The organism is Bacteroidia bacterium (assembly GCA_016218155.1).
Classification (GTDB): Bacteria; Bacteroidota; Bacteroidia; order Bacteroidales; family GWA2-32-17; genus GWA2-32-17.
The window spans coordinates 84,954-109,152 of record JACREQ010000045.1 but is presented as its reverse complement, the minus strand read 5'-3'; the positions used below and the strand labels follow the sequence as shown (position 1 = coordinate 109,152).

Below are 24,199 nucleotides of genomic sequence, written 5' to 3'. Positions count from 1 at the left end.
CTAATCTCATGAAAAAATATTCTAATTGTATAAATGTTGTAAAAATATACAGCCTTATAGGTATAATGTTTTTTTTATCAGCTTTTTCACAAAAATTATTTTCTCAAGCTGCTACTGCAACATGGGCTCTTACTGCAAATTCAAGTGTTGCTACAACTGGAAATATAACTGCAACTGCAATGACAGGTACGGGAATAACTATTGGTGCTTATAGCGCTACTAATGGTGTGCCTGCTACTGCCTGGGCAACAACTGTAACCCCGGTAGTACAAACAACAGAATATTTTGAGTTTACAATTACTCCTACTTGTGGAAATTTAACAGTTACTTCTACAAGTTTTTCACATATGAGGAATAGTACTGCTGGTTATTATAGATTTTCATATTCTGTAAATGGAGGTGCATATACTGTTATAACAAACTTAACATTAACAACTACATTAACTGCATATAATAATTCTGCTTTGTCTATAGCTGTTCCTCAGGGACAGGTTCTCAGGTTTAGAATATATGGCTCAGCTAATGCTACAACTACAGCATTATATGTGAAGGGGTTTAGTGTTACTGGAACAACATCTACTCTTGCTCCTTCTGTTAGCATTGCAGCAGCTCCAGCAGGAGCAATTTGTTCAGGTACATCTGTTACATTTACTGCAACTCCAACAAATGGAGGCACAACACCTGCATATCAATGGAAATTAAATGGAGCCAATGTTGGTACCAATAGCAATACATATACAAATGCTGCTTTGGCAAATGGAAATACAGTAAGTTGCGTAATGACAAGCAATCTTGCTTGTGCATCGCCAACTACTGCAACTTCTAATGTTATAACAATGATTGTTAATGGAGCACCAGCAACTCCGGGTATAATTTCTGGTCCAGTTTCAGCGGGGCCTGGTATTACTGGTTTAGCATATAGTATTGCTGCAGTTTCTGGTGCAACAAGTTATAATTGGTCAGTGCCTGTTGGTTGGTCAATTACAGGAGGAACCGGTACCGTAGCAATTACTGTAACGTCTGGTGCAATAGGCCAAAATGGAAATATTTCTGTAACTGCAACTGGCGCATGTGGTACTAGTGCTGCTTCTACACTTGCAGTTACCGTTGCAACACCTCATGATGTTTGTAGTCAGTGTCATATAAATCATACTTCTCCTGGTATGCAGTTAACAACTGTAAATGGCAATGCAAATTTATGTATGAGTTGTCATACTGCAGCAGGACTTGCAAGTTCTTCTCCATTCTCAAATTCAGATAAGGCGATTCCGGGTGTTAGCGGAAACTCACATTCTTGGAATACAAATACTGTTAATGCAACATACCAAACTAATGCTCCAAGTAATGCACAAATGACAGCAAGAGTTTATAGCAATCAGATTGTTTGTTCAACATGTCACGATCAGCATTCAACAGCTAATTCTCCGTTTTTAAGAATTGCAAATACAGAAGATGCACTTTGCTTACAATGTCATACAGCTAGAGATATTAGAAGATATGCAGATAATGTAGCAAATAAAGGTACACACCCTGTCGGGATTACTTATTCTATTGCTGATTCAAGATTCCAGTCAATGTCATTGCCTTTAAGTACAACTAGTAAGGTTGTCTGTAGTACATGTCATGCTACACATTTTTCATCATCATCTGATGGAAATATTCTGCGTAATGCTAGTAAAGATAATTTATGTGCAACCTGTCATACATATTTAGGTTTTGATATTACTCTTAATCATAAAGGAATGAGTTGTACAACCTGTCATTACGGACATAGCAATGGTTCTGCAAATATTTATCTAATTAATGATAATATTTTAACACCAAACAGTGGAACTAAAGCAGCAGTTTTTACAACCAATGTTAGCGGATCAAACTTTGCCGATGGTACTGCAACATATAATGGTGTTTGTGAAGTTTGTCATACACAAACTGATCATTTTACAAATACCGCAATGGGTACTGTTGATGCAAGACATATTGTTAGTCCGGTAGTTAAATGTACAACATGTCACCCTCACAATAAAGCCTTTGCTGCACAAACAGATTGCCTTGGATGTCATAACACTGTTCAGGATAAACCTGGTGTAGGACCAGTTGGTGGTAGACGTGCAGTTGTTGGTGCAAGTGGAGATTTTGTAAGAACATCTCATCACTCTAACACAGCACCTACAGTTGCAGATTGTATTAAATGTCATTATATGGGTGATCATAAAGATGGAAACGTGAAATTACTCGATCCGGATTTAGGTTATGTTAATGTGTTTACTTACGATCCTGCAAATAAATCAAGTGTAGAATCATTCTGTTTAAAATGCCATGATGCAAACGGATCTAATGGTGATGTTACACCTTTTAGTGATGGCGTTACTGTTCCTGTTGTTGATGCTACAATGTGGGCAGCATCTTCACACAAGGGAGCTGCTTCAACAAGTACTTGTTTAAACTGCCACGATAACGGGCATGGTTCAAATAAACGAAATTTACTTGGTCCTGCAACATATGCTGGTCCTGGAACAGGAACAGATTTAATGAATGAAGAAGAAGGGTTATGTTTAACATGCCATGGAGCTGCCGGCTTAGCAACGGTAAAAGTACATCTAGCATTTAGTACTTATACAAATACAGCAACAAATTTCTTTAAACATGATCCAGCTGCAACATATCGCAAGCATGTAAGTGGAGAAACTGGTGGAGCAAGTTTTACGGGGACCAATAGACATGTTGAATGTGTTGATTGCCATAACCCACATGGAGCTAAAGCAGGAACTGCAACAGCCCCCACATTGTTACCAACAATGATTGGTGCCACTGGTGCAGAGCCAATTTATGCCGGAGCTGGAGCACCTACAGGGTTTACATGGCAGACCTCAGTAACTCAAGAATATCAGGTTTGTTTTAAATGCCACTCCAGTTATACAACTTTACCAACTTACTTGCCAGGTGGTTATCAGAATGCTGCTGCTATTGCTGATGGGTTAAAAAAGTTGACAACAGGTGGAACAAATAATCAAATTGCAGATAATAGAGATATGGCCAGAGAGTATAATCCAAATAATGCTTCATATCATCCTATTTTAGCTGCTGGTAAAAATTTAAATATTAATGCTACTGCATTTCAGGCAGGTTGGTCATATACTTCTCGTATGTATTGTTCAGATTGTCATGGAAACACAGCATCTGCAACTGCAGGGCATGGAAATGGACCTCACGGTTCTGCAAATTTACACTTACTTGATAATGGAATAGGTGGCGCAACTCAATATCCAACTTATCATAGTACAAATCCAGGGGCTAATATAGTTTGCACTAAATGTCATGTGTCGGGACGAACTAACACCGGGTCTAGATTTGGTTATCATCAATATCATCTGTCCAAAGCAGCTTGTTATGATTGCCACGATTCTCATGGTAGTGAAGTAAATCATAATTGGAATTTTTCCAGAAATGTACCAAGTTGCATTACTGCATTTGGAGCAGCGCCTTATAATACATCGCAATCTGCGTTTGTTCATGCTGCAGGAACAGCAACTAACTCCTGTGTTGTAACTTGCCATGGTACTGGGCATTCAACAAGTTCCAAAACATATAATCCTTCTTATAATTAAATATAGCTATACGAAATGCTAATAAATTACTTTAAAATTGAATTAAGTATATTGTTAGCATTTTGTTTTTTATGCGGTTTTACTGCTCATGCTTTTTCACAGGAAAAAGGAATTGCTATTAAAGACATTGATGGAAATGTTTATAGAACAGTAAAAATAGGTTCGCAGTTATGGATGAAAGATAATTTGAAAGTCATTCACTATAACAATGGTGATCTAATTGAAACGCAACAACCAGACACAATTGATTTAACAAATGCTGTTCAACCAAAATTTCAATGGTCGTACCAAAGCAATGATAGTTTAGTTAAGGATTATGGAAGACTTTATACATGGTATGTTGTTGCAGATAACAGAAAGATCTGCCCAGAAGGCTGGCATGTTCCTACAGATGAAGAGTTTTGTGTTTTAGAAAACTTCATCGAAGAAAATACTGATGTTAATTGTAATAAAGAAGATCATAGAGGAAAATTTATAGGAAACTATATGAAGGAGGCTGGCCATGAACACTGGGGAGATCCTGAAACCGGAGCTGACAATAGAAGTGGATTTACTGGCTTGCCTGCAGGAATAAGATATTTAAGAGGAGTTTTTACCTTTTTGGGACAATATACATATTATTGGACATCGACAGAGGTTGATAGTAAAAAAGCAAGAACAAGAAGACTATATCATGATGAAACAACTGTTAGCAGATCTCATTATTTTAAGAAAGATGCAATCTCTGTGAGATGTGTTAAAGATTCCGAATAAAACCATATAACAACTGGTAAAAGAAAGAAATTAAATTACCGATTAAAACAGAAAATCACTATAATGAAAAAAGTTTATACTATTTTATTTTTAATTTTTATTTCCCTACTTAGTAAAGGGCAATGTCCTTCGGCAGGAAATGATACGTCCTTATGTGGATTAACAGTTCAACTAAATTCTGCTGGCGTTTCTGGTAACTGGACTGGTCCAGTTGGTACCATTTATTCTCCTTCAAGTTCAGATCCACATGCAATCGTAACTGTTCCTACATTTTCAACTGCCTTTCAATATGTTGATTTTACCTGGAATGAAACAGGTTGTGTTTTTGTTTCAGATATGGTTGGTGTAACATTTTACAGACCAAATTTTGCAGAGGCAGGTATAAATCAATCTGTATGCGGATATTCTGCTCAACTTAGTGCAGATACTTTATTCTCCTCTATGATTTCAGGATCCTGGAGTTGTAGTATTCCCGGCATAACAATAACATATACAGGTGTAGATCCACTGCCATGGAATCCAATTGTAGATGCCTCTTCTGTTTCTGGATTATTTGTTAATAATCAGCTGTCGGCATATTTTTATTGGCAAGGTGTTAATCAATTTGGTTGTTCTTCGATTGACAGTGTATTAATAACATTTAACAAAATTCCAGTTGCAAATGCAGGTTCAGATAGCTCTGTTTGTGGGTTATTTGCAAACATGAATGCTACTATGGCAGATACTTCTTTTTTAGGAACATGGTCGATGTTAACATCTGCTCCTGCAGGTAATACAGAGTTTTCATCACCAAATAATACAACTACATATTTTTTTGTAAACCATTCTGGTCAATATAGTTATAAGTGGACTGTTATAAATCAAGCAAATCCTTCATGTTTTGATGTTGATACGGTTTCGTTTAATTTTAAAACTTTTCCTCATGCAAATGCCGGAGTTGATCAGTCTATTTGTGGAACTACAACTTCTGTTGCTGCCGATACTGTAGGAAGTCATATTGTTTCTGCTTTTTGGTCTTCAAATGTGCCTGGTGTTAATATTACTTATTCGGGTACAGATCCACTTCCATGGAATCCATCTGTTGATGCTTCAGCTGTTTCAAATTTCTTTATAAATAGTAATCGCTCAGTTTATTTATACTGGAATGGAACTAATCAGCAAGGTTGTTCGTGGGTTGATAGTCTTTTAATAAATTTTTATGAAGTTCCAACCGCAAATGCTGGAACCGATTTTGTTAATTGTGCTCTATCTGATACCTTGACAGGTGTGTCAAGTATTTCAAATTATACAGGAATCTGGTCGGCAATCTCTTTTCCTTCTTCATCTGTAATAACATTTGAACAAAATAACTTTCCTAATAGCGCTGTATCGGTATCATTATCTGGCAGTTATTCGTTTGAATGGACAGAAATGAATGCTGAAAATAATATATGTGTAGACAAGGACACTGTTGTGTTTTCATTTAATACTGTATCATTTGTTGAAGCAGGCATGGCACAGGAAATATGTGGAACAACTGCAATGCTTTCTGCCGACACTCTTGGCAGTAATGCATCTTCAGCTAACTGGACTTGTAATGTTGCAGGTGTTAATATTTCATATACAGGAACTGATCCTATTCCTTGGAACCCTGTAGTTGATGTTTCAGCAGTGTCAAACTTTTTTATAAACGGACAGAGACAAGTTGTTTTTTATTGGACAGTTCAAAGTCCTTCAGGTTGTCAGGAAATGGATAGTACGACCATAACATTTTATGAAAATCCTATAGCTGATGCTGGTTTTGATACAAATTATTGTGCGCTAAATGCAACTATGACAGGAAACTGGACTAATCCAGTAAATGTTGGGTTATGGGAAACTTTATTAACTCCCCCAACTGGCAACGCTGTAATAATTGCAACAGGCCAACCAAATACTGATATAAGTGTTACAATGGGAGGATTATATCAGTTTGTTTGGACGGAAACAAATCCAGAAAACAATTCATGTGTCGATAAAGATACTGTTTCAATTAATTATATAAATCCACCAAATGCAGATGCAGGAATTCATCAAACAGTTTGTGGAACTGCTGCTCAGCTTTTTGCGGACTCGATATCAAGTTATATTGATTCTGCTTATTGGATATGTAGTGTGCCAGGTGTTACAATAACATATACTGGAACAGATTCAATACCATGGAGTCCTTTAGTTGATGCTTCGGGGGTTCCAAATTTCTTTATTAATAGTCAGCGCACAGTTTCTTTTTACTGGTATACATTTGGTCAGGGTGGTTGTAATGCTGTAGACAGTACTTTTATTGTTTTTTATGAAATGCCAATTGCCTCTGTTCAAAATGACACTTCAATTTGTGAGCAATCTATTTCAATAAATGGTAATTGGAGTATCCCAAATGCTACAGGGCAGTGGACTGTGCTTACAACACCGTTAAATGGGAATGCAAGTTTTGGAATGTCTAATAATCCTTTAACTATAATTAATGCTTATCCTAATGGTACTTATTCTTTTGAATGGGCTGAGATGAACGGATCAAATATGTCATGTATAGATAAGGATACTATTATCATAACATTTAACAATAGTCCTGTTGTTGAAGCTGGCTTGCAACAATATGTATGTGGCACTTCATTATATTTAAATGCAGATACTGTTGGTAGCAATATTGATACAGCATGGTGGACAACGGATTTCCCGGGATTAAATGTGGTGTACACTGGACCAGATTTGTTGCCATGGAATCCTTTAGTTGATGTTTCTGGAATATCGAATTTCTTTGTGAATGGTCAAAGAATAGTTAATTTTTATTGGCATGGACAAAATAGTTTTGGTTGTAGTGCTACAGATAGCGTTATGATAATTTTTAACGAGCAACCCGTTGCAAATGCCGGAAATGATACTTTATTGTGCGGATTAACAAATAACCTTTTAGGTAGCTGGAGTATTTCCGGAGCAGAAGGAATATGGAGTCTTGATGTTGCTGGTTCGTCGGGATTAGTTAATTTTTACCAGAACAATGTGCCAAATGCTTTGGTGATGGCAACTCAACCAGGAGTTTATAATTTTATCTGGACAGAAAAAAATAGCTCAAACAATATTTGTGCTAGTTCGGATACCGTATCAGTAACGTTTTTAGCACCACCAACACCTTCTGTTGAAGCTGACTTTTCTGTTTGCGGAGATTTTGTCAGTATTCATGCTAATACTACTTTGACTGGTGGTCATTGGAGTGGACCAGCAGGGATTAATTTCTTTGATGCCTTGAATGGAACATTAAATTTAAGCTATAAGGATTCATTAACATCCTATATACAATGGAATATTCCTAACGACACAATTACAATGTTCTGGATTGATAATAATGGCGTGTGTTTTGGATCAGATTCTGTTAAAATTTATTTTGCAAGTATACAGACAGCAACTACACTTGTTAGTCCGGCAGACTCAGTAGTTTGTGGATCGCAATATAATATGTTAAACGCACAAAGTCCTGCATTTGGTTCAGGTTATTGGTTTGATCCAACATATTCATCAATATTTAGTCCCGATGCACAAGCAAATGCGCCAGCTGTAACAATTAACACTAGTGGATGGGGAACTTATGGTTATCATTCTTATTATTGGGTTACATTAAATGGTGAATGTAAAGACACCTCTGCAGCTGTGTTAGTTCATTTTATTGAGAAACCATTTCTTGCAACTTTAACAAATCCTAATGGAAATTACTGGCCTGGTTTATTTGGTGCAAACTCGAAAATTAAAACTGATACTGTTTGTGGTTTAAAAGTTGGGTTACTTCCATACGCATATGGAACATGGGCTGCAGTATCACCAGATACATATTTAAGTGGAAACCCAACCGATACAATAACTGCTGATAGTGCTACTGTTTTTGGAACACCTGATTATCGTGATTTTATATGGACTGCCGATTATCAGGGTTGTTCAAATATTGATACATTGAGATTATATTTTGCTCCAATTCCAACTGGTAATTTTGTGTCTGTTCCACCTCAATGTCCTAATACTATTGGAAGTTGTTGGCAATTTGTTGCTAACACAAATCAGATATTTGGCAGTGATTATGGATTAGATAATTTTAATTGGTTAATTGGTTCAGGAATTTATTGTGATACTTTAGCATCAACAAATAATGATACGCTTAATATCTGGTGGAATAATGGTGATCAGCACGATGTTAATTTAATAAGCAGAAGTCAATATGGTTGTACTTCATATTTAAGCAGGCAATTAATTAACGAACCATTTGCAGGCCAACTTAAAGGTCAGTTAACATCATCATTAGTTGTTGATTTTTCAACTTATGAATTATTTGTTTATAATACAATTCCAAATTCGCAATCTATTTTAAGAAAAAGGATTCAAGTTGAGCCTAATGGTAATTTTGTTTCTGATATTCAAAATGCAGGCGATTATTTTTTGAAAGCCCGGTCAGTATTAAATCAAAGTAGTACATCTTTAACAAATTCATATTATCAAAATGTTTGGGAATGGACAAATGCACAAACAATAAACTTTAGTTGCGAAGACACAAATAATATAAGTTTACAAATGCTTGGATATACTTCTCTAACTGGAGGTGATGGTGTTTTAAGTGGGAAATTAGTATATGACATAACAAATGAGCCTTTAGCAGATGCAGATATTTATTTGCAAAATGAATTGACAAATGAACCTGTTAAGATTGTAAAAACAAATTCTTTAGGAGATTATGTAATTACAGGAATTCCAGAGGGTCAGTATAAGTTAAAATGTGAAGTACCTGGTTTACCTCAGGTAACAACTCATCATTTTAATATTACAAATGATAAATTTAATTTTATTTATGTGAACTTTGTTGCTGACTCAAGTTTTTCAAATGGTAGTTATGGTTTTGGTATATATGCCGACACTAGCAGCACTATTAATGTTCCTCAGGTTGACATTTTTGATGGGTCAATTAAAGTTTTTCCATCACCATTTAAAGATAACATAAATATTTCATTCAATAATCTAATAAAAGGAAGTTGTAGTTTATTTGTTATAGATAATATAGGAAATGAAGTTTATTCAACCAGATTTGTTTTATCAAGCAACAAAGAAAATGCTGTAAATATTTCAACTTCTTATCTTAATAGTGGAATTTATTATGTTAAAATAATATCTGAGAATGGAGTATTTGTTAAAAAAGTTGTAAGAGATTAATTTATAGTAGTTTAATTGTTATTTAAATGGGCTGATGACTGAAAAGCCCATTTATTTATTTCAATCCTTTAATGAAAACATGTTAAATAGCATAAAGAATTGTGTCAAGCAACATGCACTGTTTCTTGTAACATTCTAATTTTGCATATGTAATGTGGGAGTTAGTGGCTGTTAATTAAATAACATAGAATCTCACTTACTGTTATATAATAGTTATTAAATGAAACACTTTTATAAATATTTAGCAGGTTCTATATTTTTGTTTTTTCTTGCAGCATTTTTAATAATTGTAAAGGGAAATGAATTAAAAACAGGACTTTCTTTTTTATTTAACAATTCATTAAATAAAGCAGCACCACATGGCACATGTAATTCTTGCCATATAAATCATACATCTCCTGGTTCACAATTAACAATGGTCGGAGGCAATGCAAATTTATGTATGAGTTGCCATAATCCATCTGGAACAGCTGCTACTATGCCATTCACAAATGCAATGAAAGCAGTTCCTGGTTTAAGTGGAAATTCTCATGCTTGGAATAAAAATTCTGTAAATTCATTATATGAAACAAACTTAACAACAAACACTGAAATGTTATTAAGAGTAATTAATGACACAATAGTTTGTTCCACTTGTCATAATCAGCATTTGCAAACTTATGCTCCTTTTTTAAGAACTTCAAATATTGGTGATGCAATGTGTAAAAATTGTCATACAGTCCGTGACATTAAACGATATTCGGATAATACATTAAATAGAGGAAGTCACCCTGTTGGAATTACTTATAATATTGCTGATCCACGGTTAAATCCGGTTCCACTTAATTCAATGATATTAGTTGATTCAAAAGTTGAATGTTCTAGTTGTCACAATGTGCATAATGCCACATCAAATGATGGTAATTTATTGAGGCAAACAAATAATGATGTTTTGTGCAAGAGTTGTCATACTTATGGTGACCATATGGGAATGACTTGTGCAAGATGTCATAAAACCCATAATACAGATAAGACAAATATTTTTATGATAAATAATAATATTGTTACTCCTAGCAGTGGAATAAAATCTGTTATTCTTACCGCAGAAAGTGGTGCCAACTCTTATGCTGATGCTGACGCTACTTTTAACGGAATCTGTGAAGTTTGCCATACTGGAACTAATTATCATAAGCATGATGGAAGTGGAGGAGCTCATAACAATGCTTCAAATTGTATTACATGTCATCCCCATGACAACGAGTTTATGCCAAGTGGTGATTGCACTGATTGTCATAACATAGCGCAAGATAATGGTGATGGCATCCCTGTTGGTGGCAGAAGAGCTGTAGTTGGCGAATTTCCTGTAGCTAATGCACATGCACATTACGGAGCTGTGCTGGATGGTGCTGGTTGTGTTATTTGTCATGATATGTCAGCTCATCAAAGTGGGTATGTTAATCTTATTGATGCTGATAATAGTGCTACAATCTATCATTTTTTAAAACCAGATTCTTTACATAGTGATCCTGATGTTTCAAATTTTTGTCAGAGTTGTCATGATTCAAATGGAGCAACCCGTTTAGCAACACCATTAAACCCATTTGGAAATGGTAACATTGCTCCAAATATTGCAAGTAAATTCTTAGGTAGTTTGCAATGGAACGAAACATACGGTGATTTTTGTTGGGGTACAGAAGGAACAATGCGTGGTGTAAACAGTCATCATGATATTAGTAATGCCGATCAATTATTTAGTGGTGCAAAACTAGAATGTTTAAATTGTCATGGAGCTCATTTGGTTTCGAAAACATCACCTCTTGCCGATCCGTTTAATTTAAATACAAATTGGGTTGGTACAGGAAATGGTTTTTGTTTAAGTTGCCATAACGGAGGATCAGGACCTGCAAATCCAGGATTTCCTGCAAGTGTAAAAGGACCAACTATTCCATTAAGAGGATTAGAGTCATGCAACTATGGAGGTTCTCCCTGGTGGGTTGATTACAGATGGTCAAATACAGCACATGGACCAAATTCAAAAAGAGGTTGGACTGGTTATTCTGGAGCTCCTCAATTTAATATGCTTTGTTTGGATTGTCATGATTCGCATGGTTCATATACAGAAACCAATACTTTAGGAAATCCTTATATTATTCGTGACGTTGTTAACGGTACTTCATATATTGATGATGGCGAAAGATACACTGGTCCTTGGTATGGTCCGCCATGGAATACATTTGGTGTAAGCAGAACTGTGGAAGTTACCATAACTGGATTAAATGTTAGTTGGGGTGGTGCACAGGGTTTATGCAATGTTTGCCATGCAAACTGGTATAATGCTTCACCAATGTCGCATGATTGTGAAGGTTGTCAGTTTTGCCACGGTCATGGGCAGGCATATGGAGAATATGATTGGGTTAGTTGGTCAAATGATTTACCTTGTCCTGCTAAAAAGAATTTAGGAAACAGCAATAATACTAATAAGCCACCGCTGCATTTAAATGCGAATTAAATGGAATAAGTTTATTTAGATAGCTAAATTAATGCAACTGTTAAGATTTAGTTTACGTATAAACTTAGTAAAGTTGAAAAATTTATTTCATGAAAAATTATATGTTATCCAGAATCGAGGTTAAAAATATTTTTCTGATAACAAGTATAATAATTTTTAATTTATTTTTTTCAAACTTTATTTTTTCTCAAACTACAACATTGTCTTCTACTAATCCAGCAGTGCCAGCAGCAGCTGTTTATCCGAACACGATTAAAATTTCAATTTACCAGTTCACTTTAATTTCAACTGCAACTCCAAATTTTACAGGATTTAATTTTACTACAAATGCAGGGTATGTTGCAGCAGATATTACTAAATTCAGACTTTGGACTAACACTACAAATAATTTAACAACAGCTACACAGGTTGGTGCTGATTTAACAACTTCTTTAGGGCCTGGATTACATACTTTTGCTGCTTTTACTCAGGCTTTATCAACATCAACAAGGTATTTTTGGGTAACAATTGATGTAAGCTCAGTACCGGTAGTCGGAAATATAATAACTGTAGCTGCTATTACTACAGCAAATATAACCATTTCAGCCGGAACAAAAGCCGGAAGCGCATTTATTGGAGGGTCACAAACATTTACTAATCCTCACAATGTATGCAGTCAATGCCATATTAATCATACTGCTCCAGGAGGTCAGATAACCGGAGTAAATGGAAATGCGAATTTGTGTATGAGCTGTCATGTAACAACTGGCACGGCAAGTTTAAAACCTTTTGATAATACTATGAAAGCAATTCCTGGTACTAGTGGTAATTCTCATGCCTGGGATAAACCTGCAGTAAATGCTACTTTTGAGTCTAATACTCCGTCTGATGCGCTTATGGCTGCCAGATTACCAGGCAATCAGATTATTTGTTCTACTTGCCATAACCAGCATAATGATAATACCAATAATTATTATACGCGAATTTCAAATGCAGGAGATAACATGTGTAAAAATTGTCATACTTCAAGAAATGTTGGTAGATGGATAGACAATCCTGCATTAAATAAAGGAAGCCATCCTGTTGGTCTAGTATATAACGGAGGAGTTGGGAGTTTAAAAGCTTCACCAACTTTGCCACTTCAGCTAATAAGTGGAAAAATAGAATGCTCAAGTTGTCATAAAACTCATTATGCTACATCAACAGATGGATATATTTTGAGAGCAACGAATAATGATGTTTTGTGTACTAGTTGTCATAATTATGGAAGTCATCAGGGTCAAGGCTGCAAGGTTTGTCACGATACCCATAATCCGGTTAAAACTAATATTTATCAAATTAAAGATAATGTTGTAACACCAAACAGTGGAACTAAAGCTGTTGTTTTTACAGCAGTAAGTGGAGCCGGATCATTTGCTGATGGTGCAACTCCCTATAATGGTATTTGTGAAGTTTGCCATACGTTGGCAGCTTCTGCTTATCATCATAATAGTTCACCTGGGACTCATAACAATAGTTCAGATTGCAGAACATGCCATCCACACAGTAACAACTTTACTCCAATTGGCTGTCATAATTGTCACGATTCGTCACTTCCTAATCTTTATCCTGCAACCGGCGCACATGCTGCTCATTCAGGTCCTCCTTATAATTTTAAATGTGAAACATGTCATTATCAATACGGACAAGGTGGAACTTTAGAACCAACACATGGCAGCGGAACAACGAATGTTGTTTTTAAACCTACAGGATTAGCAAGAAGAAATGGTTTAGATTCGAATACACCTACATGGAATTCTGTTGCAAAAACATGTAGTAATGTATATTGTCATAGTAATGGACGAACTGCATATCGTGGTACAGATGGTACCGATACCTGGAGTTCAACAACAGGATCGCAGGCCGGAACATATACAACAACTCCAAGTTGGACTACAGGTACTATAACAACGTGTAGCTCATGTCATCCAGGCTCGGGAAACATGACCTCGCCATATACAATATCACCTCCGGGACTTGCAGATCCATTACCTCCTGCAACTGGTTCTCACCAAAGAGGTGCACATACATCAAATTCACAGGAATTATCAGGAAATGGATGGACTGCAGTTAATTGTTTTTGGTGTCATAATACAAATAATGGACTATCTGGAAGTAATATGTATCAGGGTACATATGGTACTACTTATCATGTTGATGGGTTAACATTATTTAAACCAAGAAGTTTTGTAAATGGTGGAACAATGGTTAATAATACAACCGGTGGTAGTTTTAGTTATTCAAAACTAGGCTCAGCAGCACATTGCGGACAAGGTAAAACTTGTTGGTAATTATTTTAATCTGCTTTACTTTTGCATTATAAATGTAATCGTAAATTATTAAAATACATTGTGTTAAATTTGTTTGTTGATAAACTCTAAAATTTTTATTTACACTTTATACAACTTTATCATATCAAAATAAAACGAGGGCTTTGATAAAATCAAAACTCTCGCTTATTAGTAAAAACAAACTAAAACTTATAAATAAATGCCAGTAATGCTCTGGTATTTGCAATTGCTTTTCCTTCGGTTACTTTTCCTTTAGAATCGCCATTTGCTTTTCCGTAAGTAGCAACGGTGTGTTCAATTTCGAGTGCAATATTTAATTTCCCTGCAATAAAAACAACTCTTGGAGCAACTCTGTAAATATTATCAATATTAGATCCTCTTGCGTAGAAATTTGCTGTTTTTATAGAATCGGCAGAACCTAGATTCATTGTATAACCTGCAAACAACCCAACCTGCAGTTTCTTGCCGTTAGTCTGAATATCAGTCCAGAATGACCCTGTATTAAGATTTGTAAATTCTTTTTTTCCTGTAATAGTATCTGATATTTCTTTTACAGCATAACCACCAATCATAACCATATCATATGCATTTTGCGCATAAACTCCTTCCAACGTAATTGTTATAGGTTTAAACTTTAATTTCGCAAAACCAACTGCAGATATACTGCTTATTGTTTGATCTGATTTATAATTCTTACTGACTACTGTAGTGTATAAATCTGGTTTTAAAGTTTTATAGTCAACACCTGCTCCAAAAACGTGTTCTGCAGAATCTGGTTTAAACTGAATCTGAAAATGAGCATTTGGGATACCCGAATTTCTCATATATTTAGAACTTGCTGCAGATGTTGTTACAGTACTTGAAGTTGGTCCGGCACTTGTAAAATCGCGCTGTGAGAATATGGCAGCAATTAAACTTAATGGTCCAAGCTTATGTGTTAATCTAACCTGCGGGTTACGTGAGAATGGTTGAAAAGGTGCACCGGTATTAAAAGAAATTACAGCAGGAAATGCTTCGGCAATAAACATTGGATGCCAGTATTGTCCAGCTAAAAGTTCAGTTTTTTTCCAGTTTAGTTTTACAAAACCATGTCTTAATCTGAATCCATTAACATCATCTAAACCAGCACCTGAATTTCCAAAAAAATCAGCTTCTATTACTCCCGATGTTTTTGCGCCAAAAGCTTCGGGGCCAGTAATAGTACCTTTTAGTCTTGATTGGATTGAAAGCATATTATAATTAGAACCAGCATTAATATCTTTATTATTTGCATCCATTAACTCATTTTCGGGATACAATAAAAAATGACCTTCTCTGATACTTACATTTTGTCTGGTATCGTAAAAAACATCAGATTTAACAAAGCCGGAGAAAGATATACCATATTTTGGTTCTTCTTTTTTGTCCTGAGCATTAACCAACAAAGAAGAAAATGCTAACAATGTGAAAACAATTTTTCTCATTTTTTAAAAATTTAAAATTATTTACTAAAGTCTTTTGTTGAATTATCTTTTTGTGTCATTAACGAAACAACAACTAAAGCTATTACTGCAAGTGGTATAGAGATAATACCAGGATTATCCAAAGGTATTGGAGCATCTTTAGGTATCAGGCCATATTTTTCCCACATGGTTGGTGAGAATAGAATAATGCCAATAGAAGAAATAATACCTACAACAATAGACCATGATATACCTTTTGCTGTTGTTTTTTTCCAGAACAACAAGAATAAAATTGCTGGCAAATTTGCCGAAGCTGCAACTGCAAAAGCTAATCCAACAAGAAATGAAACATTCATACCTTTAAACAATATTCCCAATAAAATTGCAAAAACACCAACACAGAATGCGGCAATTTTTCCTGCTTTTACCTTGCCTTTATCTGTCATTTCTACCTTCAGATATTTATCAATAAAGTCGTGAGCAATAGCACCAGACGAAGCTACAATTAGTCCACTAACAGTTCCAAGCACTGTAGCAAAAGCAATAGCAGAAATTATTGAGAATAATCCTACTCCAATAGATTTGGCTAAAAGAGGACCTGACATATTACTACTTTCTACATCCAATACGCCGTTAATCATTGAACCTAATCCCATGTATAATGTTAGCACATAGAAAAATCCAATTGCTGCAATTGCAACAATAGTTGATTTTCTGGCTGCACGTTGACTTGGTACAGTATAATATCTGATTAAAATATGAGGTAATGCAGATGTTCCTAAAAATAATGCAAGCATAAGAGATAAGAAGTTTAATTTATCCCAGAAAGTTGCACCTGCTGCAGCTGATAATTTGTATAACAGACCAGGTTTCATAACATCTTTGCCAGATGTTACTTTTTGGTAATAAACAGTTACTTTTTCTTCACCATCAGTAAATGCTTTTTTAGAAAAGCGAACAATTTCGCTATTTTCAATAGTCTTTATAAATTGAAAAGGACCAACAGGACCTGTTTTGTCTACTTCTTTACCATCAACAATTATTTTACTTAAATGTCCAACCTGATAAAATTTATTTGCAGATTTTGGAGCTCCGTTATATAATTTGTCACCATTTGGCAACACAGTAATATAAAGCATTTCTTCTAGATTTGCGCTATCATCTTTTTTATTTAAATGATACCAACAATCTGCTCCCTTTTTATTAACCTTAACAAAAACCAACTTGTCAACTACTTTAGTTGTTTTTACAATACATGTTGAGTCAGGTATGGCAACAACTGTATCATTTGTTACATTAGCAGCAATTAAATCAAATTTGTGATAATTTGCATTTGGAGTTAATGTTAATCCATTATTTAATATGTATATTGTAAGTATTGTTGAAAAAACTACCAGTAATGCACCTTTAATAAATTGAACATAAGTAGTAGAAGTCATACCTGCTGTTGCAACAATAAAAATAACAATTGAGCCAACAATTACAACACCCATCCAATGTGGTAATCCAAGCAATGGTACTACTAAATCACCAGCTCCAACCATTTGTGGAATCAGATAAAATATTGAAACAATTAATGTACTTATTGCAGCAGTAAGTTTAATAGATTTAGAATTAAATCTTGAGTCAAGTGCATCTGTAAAAGTATATTTTCCTAGTTTTCTTAATGGTTCGGCAACCAGAAATAATGCAACTACCCAACCTGCCAAATATCCTATTGAATATAAAAAACCATCATAACCGGAATAAGCTATCATTCCGCATATTCCCAGAAATGATGCAGCAGACAAATAATCTCCGGCAAATGCAATACCATTAACAGCCCAATGAATTTTTCCGCCGGCAGCATAATAACTTGCAGCAGATTTTGTTTTACGGGCGAAATAAAAGGACAATCCTAACACTAAGCCCACTATAAATACAAAAATTATTATAGCTAAATTTGATACTTCGTAAATCATATTATTTCTTTTTTATATTTATTTTTTATTCATTTTGTTCTCCATTCTTGTGCAGAAATAGTTATATATAAATCCCATAACTATAGCAAGTACTATTAATCCAAATCCATAGATAATAGCAATGTTTTGTCCGCCTATTAACTCTAGTCCCATTAATTCGGGCTTAGTAAGACCTATAGCTACAAATCCTGCATAAATTAATGTGTAAACAATAAACAGTATTACCCCTAATTTAGCTTTTTTGGGAGCTGCATTATCGGTTTCAATAACATTAGTTGGTTCGTGAAGCATATTTCCTCCTTTTTTAATTTAGATTATTACTGCCAAAGATATCCAGAAAAACATATTTCAGTCATTTATATACATAGCTGTACAACATGTTTATAAAACTCCTATATGTTTAATAACAACAATAAAATTCTACTAAAACTATAGACTTACAAGAGGTTAGTATACATCAGTAGTAATTACTCTCATAATAAGGTAATTCGCAAATAATGCTATGCATACGTTGATTAGATTTTTTATTTAACAAATAATACATGCTCTACAACCCATCTTATATATTGTGCTTTATAATAAACAAGCAATAAAAAACATCTTAATTACTCTTTGTTAATTAACTGCTTTTCTGTATTTTATTGTCAAACTAATTTTTTCATATTATAAACAGCAAATAGAAACTATTACAAATAGATCCAATAAGTTTTTTGCTGTATAACATAATTTGCTGCTTTTCATTTTAAAAATGAATAATCAAGCAAACAGAAAAACGGTCATTTTTTATTATTTATCAGATTTAAATAATAATTTTAATCTTTATTGTAAATACAAATAAACATAGGTAGTACCAAATAGCAAAATTACAACAATGAAAATTCAATATTGCTCTGACTTACACCTTGAATTTGACCATAACAATAAATACATTAGCAAAAACCCACTTTTGGTAAACGGAGATATCTTAATATTAGCTGGTGATATTGTTCCGCTTCATGACGAATTCTTTAAAGATTCTTTTTTCAGTTTTATTGCAGACAATTATAAAAAAGTATTCTGGGTGCCAGGCAACCATGAGTTTTATCATAAAGACCTTTCTGAATTTAGTAATTCCTATAATATTAAATTAAGAAGTAATATTAACATCGTTCACAATATTGAATTAGAATATGAAAACATTAAGTTTATTTTTAGTACCTTATGGTCTAAAATAAGCAGTAATAATGAAAAGAATATTGAACAAAGTGTTTCTGATTTTGATTGTATCGAGAAAAAGGAAAAAAAGATCAGAGCTTCCGATTTTAATAAATTACATAACGAAAGCCTGAGTTTTATAACCCAAGCCTTAGCAAACAAAGAAAACAAAACGGTTGTAGTAACACATCATCTACCTTCAAATCTTTGCAACTCTAACATTCATAACAATAGTCCAATTAACGAAGCTTTTTGTATTGACTTAACAGAGTATATCGAGAGCTGCGATGCAAATTTCTGGATATACGGCCATAGTCATTATAACCAAAAACCATTATTTATTGGGAATACCATTTTGCTTACAAATCAATTAGGATATGTTCATTGCAATGAACATGGAAAATTCAAACATAATGCAAACTTCTCTATATAGGTTAATTTGTTATCCTAAAATCAACACCCATCTTATTTTGATATGCAGGAATTAACGAAAGCACCTTTTTTAATACGAACAATTCCATTTCTATAAGTTTTTTTGTGCTGAAAGAATTTGACAATGGAAGATTCTCCTCAATTAAAGATATTTGGTTCTTAAACCTTAATTTCATTAAATAATTGTAAGCAAAAAGTATTTCGTCTATAGTACTTGAAGTTATTATCTGTTTTGCTTTTAATTCATTTAACCTATCAATTGTATTTGTACACCAAATATTATTTTGTAAAGCATATGTTCTTGCAAACATAATTAAAGGATTAATGGCATTTTTTAAATCAATCATCTCAGCATTTTTTTCTGTTATAATATTTCCTGAAGAAATCTGTTGAGATTTTATATTAAATGTATTGTATGCTAAATGATATAAAAATAAAGGTTGTTCATTAATAAAATGACTTATAGTTTTTCTTAATCTTTCGGAGAATGCCTCATTTCCGTAGATATTTCTAAAATCAAAAAAGATAGTGGCATCAAGAAGATTCTGAGGTTCGGGAGTAGATAACCAGTTAATAAAATATTTTTCCCATACACTAATTGGTTTGCACCATTGCTGATTCTTTGCCATAATGTTCCCTTTACAAAAAGAATATCCTATATAATTTAATGAATCGCAAATTTTTTCTCCCAACCTATTAAAATACTCACTAACTATAATTTCATTTTCTTTTGGAACATCCTCATAAATAATAGCATTATCTTGATCAGTATATAATGTTTCCTCTCTCCTTCCTTCGCTACCCATACAAATAAAAGAGAAACTAACCGGAGGTTCACCAATTTCTTTAATTGTTAAATCTATTATTTTATTTATTACTACATCAGAAAAAGTAGAATTAATAACAGTAATATTCTTAACCGCAATTTCACTGTTAATTAAAGGCTTTACAAGCAAATTTAAATTTTTATAATTCTGTTTTATCTCTTCCCTTGTAAAAGAATTCTTAACATTTTCGATAAAGAAGGACAATGAATTTTTTAAATTCATATTAATGTCACTTATTTTAAGAATACCTGAAACCTCCTGTTTTTCGTTTTTTACAACAAGGTGATTTATGTTCTTATCTTCACAAATATTTAAAGCCTCGCACACCGAACAGCTCTCTGTTATATAATTAACCGGAGAACTCATTATTAGATACACCGGATTTTCTAAATGCAGATTTAGAGCAAGTACTCTTTTTTGAATATCACTATTAGTAACAACTCCGATATAGTCTTTATCATTTTTTGTAATTAACAAAATATCTGTTTTTCTATTTGTTAATATTTTCACAGCATCAGCTATTGTAGAATCAGAATCAATACTGTTTTGAGGAATAACAAAAGGTCTAACAGGTTGCTCAATTAAAAAGCTACTTAACTTAAGATTTGATATTAATGTATTTGATTCACGCTTTTCATTTTCCTGTACTGTGATATCTTCAATAATACCATCACATATTAATTCTTTTGCATTTTCGCTATTAAACGCAATCAATGTAACAGAAACCATTATATAATCATTGTTCTTCTTTTGAATTTTTAGAGTTTTATTTTTTATTACTCCATTTTTCAATAAACTATTTCTCAGAGTTTTTCTATCTTCAGAACTTGCAAGCATCTCTAGTATATATGTGTTTGACAATTCCTTAAAGTTATTATAACCTAAAATTCTAATTGCTGTATCATTTGCAAAAAGAAATTTTCCTTTGGTATCGATTGTTGCTCTGAAAAAACCAATATTTAATGTACTTATAAGTTTCTGATAATCTAAACTTGAAAGATTTAAATTTCTGTCAATAGATATATCTTTTACAATAATTATATTAACAGCTTTCTGGTGAAAATTTGCAGTAGAAGATGTAATAAGAACATCTATATATTCTCCACTTTTCTTTTTAAGTTTTATTTCATAAAGTCCATCTTTTACACTTTGTTTAGAAAAAGTTTCAAAAACTTCTTTATTATTATTTTCGCTAATAAATTCAATAAATGAAACATTTATTAGGCTTGAACTTTCATAACCAGTCATTCTGCTTATTACAGCATTTGCAAAACTAATTTTTCCATCGATGAGCATTATTAAGCCTTCTGTTGCAGCTTCAACCAGGGTTTTATATTTCTCTTTAGATTCATCCAAATCATTTTCGGCTGTAATTCTTTTTCGTTCAATTTTTAAACTTTGTTGAGAAATAAAAATTAGTAGAAAAGCAATCAGTATTGAGATTCCAATTGAAATTAACAGCAATTTATTTGTAAGCGCAGTAATTTCTTTTTTTACATCTTCAATATAAATACCTGTTCCGATAACCCATCCCCAGGGTTTAAAAATTTTAACATATGATAATTTTGGAACAATATGAAGCGAATCATCTTTCCACTGCCACATATAATCTACATATCCATGTTCAGATTTTTTTACAGTTTTAACAAATTCTACAAATAATTTTTTACCATGCGGATCAGTTAAGTTTGACAAGTCCTTTTTATTTAAATCTGAACGGTATGGATGCATTATCATTACAGGATACATATCTGTAATCCAGAAATAATCTTTATTTTCTTCTCCGTAACGCAAGTATTGGATTCTTGAAACAGCAGTATTCTGTGCATCTTCACGTGACAACAATCCATTTCTTTCATCATTTTCATATTTTGATAATATGCTCCAGGCAGAATTGGTTAGCTCTTTAATCATTTCCCGCTTACCATTCATGATATTTTCTTTAAAACTGGGAATTATTATAAAGAATATTGTTAAGAAAAACAAAAAGATTGTAAGTAGTGTTGGCAGAATTATTCTTATAAAAAAATTCTTAGAACTATTTCTCTGCGTTTTCATTTTAAAAACATAAAGTTTGTATATACAAATTTATTAATTTTTAACTTATACCTCAAATAAAATATCACTGTTAAAAATGTTTTTTAATTACTATTTAAAGTGTTATAATCTGTTTAAGTTAAGAATAAATTTCATCAGACATTAACTGCTATTATTCAAAAATAAATATAGTTGTTATTTAATCAGCTTTTTTTTGTTTTACTTACTTTAAAATTTATCCGTATCTTAATTGGAAATCAAATGCTATATTGAAGAATAGTCATGATTATTTTTTCAATTAAAAAACTATTGGTTTGAAATGAATAATTGCTCTCAAACATTAGTTCTAATAACAGATTTTTTAAATTTATAGGAGAGCTTTTACTATTTTTACTAATTAACATATAATTCATTTTATGAAAGAAAATTCAACAGAAAAAAATTATAATAAAACATCCAATCCTGCACCACTTGGTTTAGCCGGATTTGGTTTAACCACTATTTTACTAAACCTTCATAACGTGGGAGCATTCCCGTTAGATTCAATTATTATGTCAATGGGTTTCTTTTATGGGGGTCTTGCTCAAATAATCGTTGGAATTATGGAATGGAAAAAGGATAATACTTTTGGAACTGCTGCATTCACGTCATATGGAATTTTTTGGATTTCTTTAATTTTCATATGGGTATTACCTAAAATGGGCTTGGCTGAAGCACCCACAAACAGGGCAATGGGTTGCTATCTTGCAGTATGGGCTTTATTCTCATTCTTTTTATTTCTTACAACTTTTAAATTGTACAAGGCATTGAGAATAGTTTTTGGATTGCTTGTTGTTTTATTTGTGTTACTCTCAGCTGCAGATTTCACCGAAAACCAATTAATAAAAGTAATAGCAGGATATGTTGGAATTATATGTGGAATTTCAGCATTATATTCTGGTATGGCACAGGTTTTAAATGAATATTACAAGAGGTCTGTTTTGCCTATTGGTGAGATTGTTACAAAAGTAGCAGTAATAAATACTCCTTTAGCTAAAACATAATAGCTAAATAATACTCCTATATTGAATAATGTTATATAACTTGTTAATTTGTGTTTAATAAAATGTGCAACTATAAAACTCTTCTAGTTGCTATATAACATATATGTTTTAGGTATTTCAAAATTAGAATTATCAATTGTTTGATTAATTATTTTGCTAACTGTTATACTTGATTTAATATCTCTAAGTAAAGTTCTCTCTATTTGTTGAATTGGCATAAAACCATTGGCATCTGGAATAGTTAGAAAATACTGGTAACAATTATCAGTTTTATTCCATAACTGAACAAATTTTTGGTAGAAATAATATTTTTTCCCAGTTACCCAAAATGTAATTTCCGTATTTTCAGTATGATTCTTTACACGCCACTGCTGACAATTAAAACCAGAAATAATTTTAGTATTGTTTGATTTGATAATTTTATATTCATTTGTTGATACTTTATTGTAATTATTAACCGGAATATTACAGTACATCTTTTTATAATGATGTAAAGCTGTAATTGTTTCTTTTTCTAAATCAAATAATAAACTCTCTTCAGGCTTACCGTTTTTAATATTCTTGTCGAGTTTTACCGAATTTTGTTTGATAGTTAATTGATATGAAACTGTATCAAATGAACTTCTTTCCAACAACTCAATTATTCCTTCAAAACTTTTTGAATCATCGGGTGATATTGATTTACTTAGTTTTTCTGATTTTACATTTTTTAGTTTTCTAGAATCTACTTTAATATTATTTCCAGAAACACCTAATAATGTTACACAAAACGCAGTAATTGAAATAACAAAGACGAATATTTGAGCTAGTGATTTCATTTGAGTAGCGATTTTGCCTTATCAAAGATAAGCCAAAAGTGTCTGATAATAAGAGTATAATATCCTAATTTAAATAAGTAAATTTACT

At 33.0% G+C, this 24,199-nt stretch carries 12 protein-coding genes; 7 read left to right on the top strand and 5 right to left on the bottom strand.

Features of this window, described 5'->3' with window-relative positions:
* The first annotated feature begins 8 nt into the window (after positions 1-8).
* The 5 genes from HY951_08320 to HY951_08300 all read left to right on the top strand — a co-directional run bounded on the left by HY951_08320 (position 9) and on the right by HY951_08300 (position 14,357).
* Positions 9-3,605 carry a hypothetical protein gene (locus tag HY951_08320; protein MBI5540048.1) on the top strand — a complete coding sequence of 1,199 codons (3,597 nt, stop codon included), beginning with the start codon at positions 9-11 and terminating at the stop codon, positions 3,603-3,605.
* A 15-nt stretch (positions 3,606-3,620) separates the two neighbouring features.
* A complete protein-coding gene (locus HY951_08315; protein ID MBI5540047.1) occupies positions 3,621-4,358 on the top strand; it encodes a fibrobacter succinogenes major paralogous domain-containing protein in 738 nt (245 codons plus the stop codon).
* Positions 4,359-4,421: 63 nt separating this feature from the next.
* Positions 4,422-9,560, top strand: a complete 5,139-nt coding sequence (locus tag HY951_08310; protein MBI5540046.1) for a T9SS type A sorting domain-containing protein — start codon at positions 4,422-4,424, stop codon at positions 9,558-9,560.
* A gap of 220 nt (positions 9,561-9,780) precedes the next feature.
* Positions 9,781-12,048 carry a hypothetical protein gene (locus HY951_08305; GenBank protein ID MBI5540045.1) on the top strand — a complete coding sequence of 756 codons (2,268 nt, stop codon included), beginning with the start codon at positions 9,781-9,783 and terminating at the stop codon, positions 12,046-12,048.
* 89 nt (positions 12,049-12,137) lie between these two features.
* On the top strand, positions 12,138-14,357 hold the full coding sequence (locus HY951_08300; protein MBI5540044.1) for a CxxxxCH/CxxCH domain-containing protein: 2,220 nt from the start codon (positions 12,138-12,140) through the stop codon (positions 14,355-14,357).
* A gap of 182 nt (positions 14,358-14,539) precedes the next feature.
* Here the strand turns inward: HY951_08300 and HY951_08295 are convergent, their stop codons facing one another.
* The 3 genes from HY951_08295 to HY951_08285 are packed head-to-tail and all read right to left on the bottom strand — an operon-like array spanning position 14,540 to position 18,051.
* Entirely contained in the window at positions 14,540-15,820 is a 1,281-nt protein-coding gene (locus tag HY951_08295) for a hypothetical protein (GenBank protein MBI5540043.1), read from the bottom strand.
* A gap of 17 nt (positions 15,821-15,837) precedes the next feature.
* Positions 15,838-17,760, bottom strand: coding sequence for a cation acetate symporter (locus HY951_08290; protein MBI5540042.1), 1,923 nt, complete (start codon positions 17,758-17,760; stop codon positions 15,838-15,840).
* An 18-nt stretch (positions 17,761-17,778) separates the two neighbouring features.
* Positions 17,779-18,051 (bottom strand): DUF485 domain-containing protein, encoded by a 273-nt coding sequence (locus tag HY951_08285; GenBank protein ID MBI5540041.1) that lies wholly within the window; start codon positions 18,049-18,051, stop codon positions 17,779-17,781.
* 580 nt (positions 18,052-18,631) lie between these two features.
* Here HY951_08285 and HY951_08280 point away from each other — a divergent pair.
* Entirely contained in the window at positions 18,632-19,387 is a 756-nt protein-coding gene (locus HY951_08280; protein MBI5540040.1) for a metallophosphoesterase, read from the top strand.
* Between the two features lies 1 nt (position 19,388).
* On the opposite strand, the gene HY951_08275 is transcribed toward HY951_08280, so the two are convergent.
* Positions 19,389-22,145 (bottom strand): cache domain-containing protein, encoded by a 2,757-nt coding sequence (locus tag HY951_08275; GenBank protein MBI5540039.1) that lies wholly within the window; start codon positions 22,143-22,145, stop codon positions 19,389-19,391.
* A gap of 521 nt (positions 22,146-22,666) precedes the next feature.
* Between HY951_08275 and HY951_08270 the strand changes: the two genes are divergently transcribed.
* The gene (locus tag HY951_08270) at positions 22,667-23,293 is read left to right on the top strand and encodes an acetate uptake transporter (GenBank protein ID MBI5540038.1); all 627 of its coding nucleotides are present in this window, start codon (positions 22,667-22,669) and stop codon (positions 23,291-23,293) included.
* Between the two features lie 83 nt (positions 23,294-23,376).
* On the opposite strand, the gene HY951_08265 is transcribed toward HY951_08270, so the two are convergent.
* Positions 23,377-24,111 carry a DUF4412 domain-containing protein gene (locus HY951_08265; GenBank protein ID MBI5540037.1) on the bottom strand — a complete coding sequence of 245 codons (735 nt, stop codon included), beginning with the start codon at positions 24,109-24,111 and terminating at the stop codon, positions 23,377-23,379.
* Positions 24,112-24,199 lie beyond the last annotated feature (88 nt).